This is a genomic window from Streptomyces sp. WAC05292, assembly GCF_003949955.1.
GTDB classification, from domain to species: domain Bacteria; phylum Actinomycetota; class Actinomycetes; order Streptomycetales; family Streptomycetaceae; genus Streptomyces; species Streptomyces globosus.
The window spans coordinates 1-3,253 of the sequence record NZ_RPSE01000545.1; the positions used below are offsets into that span (position 1 = coordinate 1).

4 protein-coding genes are annotated in these 3,253 nt (G+C 73.2%); all 4 read left to right on the forward strand.

The window, feature by feature from the left end; translation table 11 throughout:
- Nucleotides 1–1,453 (forward strand): Na+/H+ antiporter NhaA (gene nhaA / locus EF903_RS30720; protein ID WP_260616150.1); only part of this gene is annotated, 1,453 nt, incomplete at its 5' end.
- A 63-nt stretch (nucleotides 1,454–1,516) separates the two neighbouring features.
- Entirely contained in the window at nucleotides 1,517–1,975 is a 459-nt protein-coding gene (locus EF903_RS30725; RefSeq protein ID WP_125548259.1) for a phage holin family protein, read from the forward strand.
- Nucleotides 1,972–2,928, forward strand: coding sequence for an alpha/beta fold hydrolase (locus EF903_RS30730; RefSeq protein ID WP_125548260.1), 957 nt, complete (start codon nucleotides 1,972–1,974; stop codon nucleotides 2,926–2,928). Before EF903_RS30725 ends, EF903_RS30730 begins: the two co-directional genes overlap by 4 nt.
- A 117-nt stretch (nucleotides 2,929–3,045) precedes the next feature.
- On the forward strand, nucleotides 3,046–3,222 hold the full coding sequence (locus EF903_RS34490) for a hypothetical protein (protein ID WP_185902912.1): 177 nt from the start codon (nucleotides 3,046–3,048) through the stop codon (nucleotides 3,220–3,222).
- Nucleotides 3,223–3,253: the final 31 nt, after the last annotated feature.

The following is a 3,253-nucleotide window of genomic DNA, read 5'->3' on the forward strand; positions in this document are numbered from 1 at the left end:
GGACGACGCCGCCGACTCCCCCACAGGCCGCACGTTCCTCGGCCTCCTCTCCCTGCCCGAGCGCCGCTACGTGGCGGACGCCCTGCGCACCGAGACCGTCGGCGGCGTCGTCCTCCTGGCGGCCGCGGTCGCCGCCCTGCTGTGGGCCAACATCCCGGCGATCTCCGCGAGCTACGACACCGTCCGCGATGCCCACTTCGGCCCCGCCGCGCTCGGACTGGACCTCTCGCTCCAGCACTGGGCGGCCGACGGCCTCCTCGCGCTCTTCTTCTTCGTCGCCGGCATCGAGCTCAAACGCGAACTCGTCGCGGGCGACCTCCGGGACCCCAGGGCAGCCGCCCTGCCCGTGATCGCCGCCGTCTGCGGCATGGCCGTACCCGCGCTGGTCTACACGGCCGTCAACACGGCGGGCGGCGGCTCGCTCGGCGGATGGGCGGTCCCGACCGCCACCGACATCGCCTTCGCGCTGGCCGTGCTCGCGGTCATCGGCACCTCGCTGCCGTCCGCGCTGCGCGCCTTCCTGCTCACCCTCGCCGTCGTCGACGACCTCTTCGCCATTCTGATCATCGCGGTCTTCTTCACCGGCGACATCCGCCTCCCGCAGCTCGCCGGCGCCCTCGCCGGCCTGGCCCTCATGTGGCTCCTGCTGCGCACGGGCGTGCGCGGCTGGTACGTGTACGTCCCCCTCGCCGCCGCCGTGTGGGCGCTGATGTACAACAGCGGCGTCCACGCCACCATCGCCGGCGTCGCCATGGGGCTCATGCTCCGCTGCACCCGCAGGGAAGGGGAGGAGGACTCCCCCGGCGAGCACATCGAGCACCTGGTCCGGCCGCTGTCCGCGGGCATCGCCGTCCCGCTGTTCGCCCTGTTCTCCGCCGGCGTCCCCCTCTCCGGCGGGGCCCTCGCCCAGGTCTTCGCACGGCCGGAGCCCCTCGGTGTCGTCCTCGGCCTGGTCGTCGGCAAGACGGCCGGCGTCTTCGGCGGCACCTGGCTCGCCGCGCGCTTCACCCGGGCCGAGCTCAACAAGGACCTGGCCTGGCCGGACGTCCTCGCCGTGTCCGGGCTTGCCGGCATCGGCTTCACCGTGTCGCTGCTGATCGGCGAACTCGCCTTCGCCGACGACCCCCGACTGGCCGAGGAGGTGAAGGCCGCCGTCCTGGTCGGCTCCCTCGTCGCCGCGGTCCTGGCGGGCGTGCTGCTCAAGCTGCGCGACCGCACGTACCGAGCCCTCTCCGAGGCGGAAGAGCTCGACGAGGACCACGACGGCATCCCGGACGTCTACGAGGCCGGCAACCCGCAGTACCACCTGCGCATGGCGCGGATCCACGAGGACAAGGCCGCCGAGCACCGCCGCCTCGCCCGCGCCGCCGCGGCCGCGGCCGGCTCCGGGGGGCCCGGCGGCAACGCCGAAGGGGCGGCCGGGTCCAGCGCGCCGGGCGACCGTCCGGCATGATCTGAACTGAACGCTTGTGTCCGACGGAGGACAGCCGCCGGCAGACGACAGAGGGAGAGAGCGATGACCGCAGTGGACCAAGGGGCGCAAGGAGCCGAGCGCACACTCGGCCAGCTGGTCGCCTCGGCCACCGCCGAGATGTCCGCCCTGGTGCACGACGAGATCGCCCTCGCCAAGGCGGAGATCCGCCAGGACGTCAAGCGCGCGGGCGTCGGGGGCGCCGCCATCTCGGTCGCCGGGGTGTTCGCCCTGTTCTCCCTGCCCGTGCTGAGCTTCGCCGCGGCGTACGGCATCCACAACCTCGGGCTCGGCCTCGCCTGGTCGTTCCTCATCGTCGGCGCGGCGTTCCTGCTGATCGCGGGCCTGCTGTCGCTGATCGCGGTGTCCAAGTTCAAGAAGGTCAAGCCGCCGGAGAAGTCCATCGCCTCCATGAAGGAGACCGCGGCGGTCATCGGCACCGTCAAGCCGCATCCGCGGCCGTTGAGTGACAAGGCGGTGGGTGTGGCACGCTCGTCCTCATGACAGCGAGCGCATCGGACCCCAGCACACCGCCGACCACCGCGACGGCGGTGCGCCTCGACGGGCCGTGGACCCACCGGGACGTCGCCGCCAACGGCGCCCGGTTCCACGTCGCCGAGCTCGGTGACGGCCCGCTCGTCCTGCTCCTGCACGGATTCCCCCAGTTCTGGTGGACCTGGCGGCACCAGTTGACCGCCCTCGCCGACGCCGGCTACCGCGCGGTCGCCATGGACCTGCGCGGCGTCGGCGGAAGCGACCGCACCCCGCGCGGCTACGACCCCGCCAACCTGGCCCTGGACGTCACCGGGGTGATCCGCTCCCTCGGCGAGCCGGACGCCGCGCTCGTCGGGCACGACCTCGGCGGCTACCTCGCCTGGACGGCCGCCGTGATGCGGCCCAAGCTGGTGCGCCGGCTCGCCGTCGTGTCGATGCCCCACCCGCGGCGCTGGCGCTCGGCGATGCTGTCCGACGTCGGCCAGACCCGGGCGAGTTCGCACATCTGGGGATTCCAGCGTCCGTTCATCCCCGAGCGGCAGCTCGTCGCCGACGACGGGGCGCTCGTCGGCCGGCTCATCCGTGACTGGTCCGGGCCGCGGCTTGGCGAGGGCGGCGCGGAGGACGACCTCGCGGTCTACCGGCGGGCCATGTGCATCCCGTCGACCGCGCACTGCTCGATCGAGCCGTACCGCTGGATGATGCGCTCCATGGCCCGGCCGGACGGGCTCCAGTTCAACCGCCGCATGAAGATGCCGGTACGGGTGCCGACGCTGCACATGCACGGCTCGCTCGACCCGGTGATGCGCACGCGCAGCGCCGCCGGATCCGGCGAGTTCGTCGAAGCCCCCTACCGCTGGCGGCTGTTCGACGGCCTCGGGCACTTCCCGCACGAAGAGGACCCGGCCGCTTTCTCGTCCGAGCTGATCGGCTGGCTGAAGGACCCCGAGCCCGACCGCTGACCGACCTGACGGATTGTCGGCCCCGCGGTCCTACAAGCATTCAATTGCCGCGCGCATAGGCCAATTGGCCGCCGCGGAAGGGGTTACGGACCTTGGGGCCCGGGCACAGCTCGTTGTATGGGCTGGACGCACGACCACGGTGACACCGCACGCGACCGCCGCCCGGCAGCGACGCCGGGCGCGTACGGGAGGACGGGCCGCGAGGGCCACGACCCACGGCTGGGAATCCCGCGCATCCTGCGCCGCCGGGCCCGCTGGGTCTCGGCCCGGCTGCGCCACCAGCGCACCCCGTAGCAGCCCGGGCCGAGGCCCCGGGCTGCTACGG

What these genes read in the sequence shown, in the direction of transcription:
- EF903_RS30725 (WP_125548259.1), top strand. Translation starts at nt 1,517, where the DNA reads ATGACCGCAGTGGACCAAGGGGCGCAAGGAGCCGAGCGCACACTCGGC.
- EF903_RS30730 (WP_125548260.1), top strand. Translation starts at nt 1,972, where the DNA reads ATGACAGCGAGCGCATCGGACCCCAGCACACCGCCGACCACCGCGACG.
- EF903_RS34490 (WP_185902912.1), top strand. Translation starts at nt 3,046, where the DNA reads ATGGGCTGGACGCACGACCACGGTGACACCGCACGCGACCGCCGCCCG.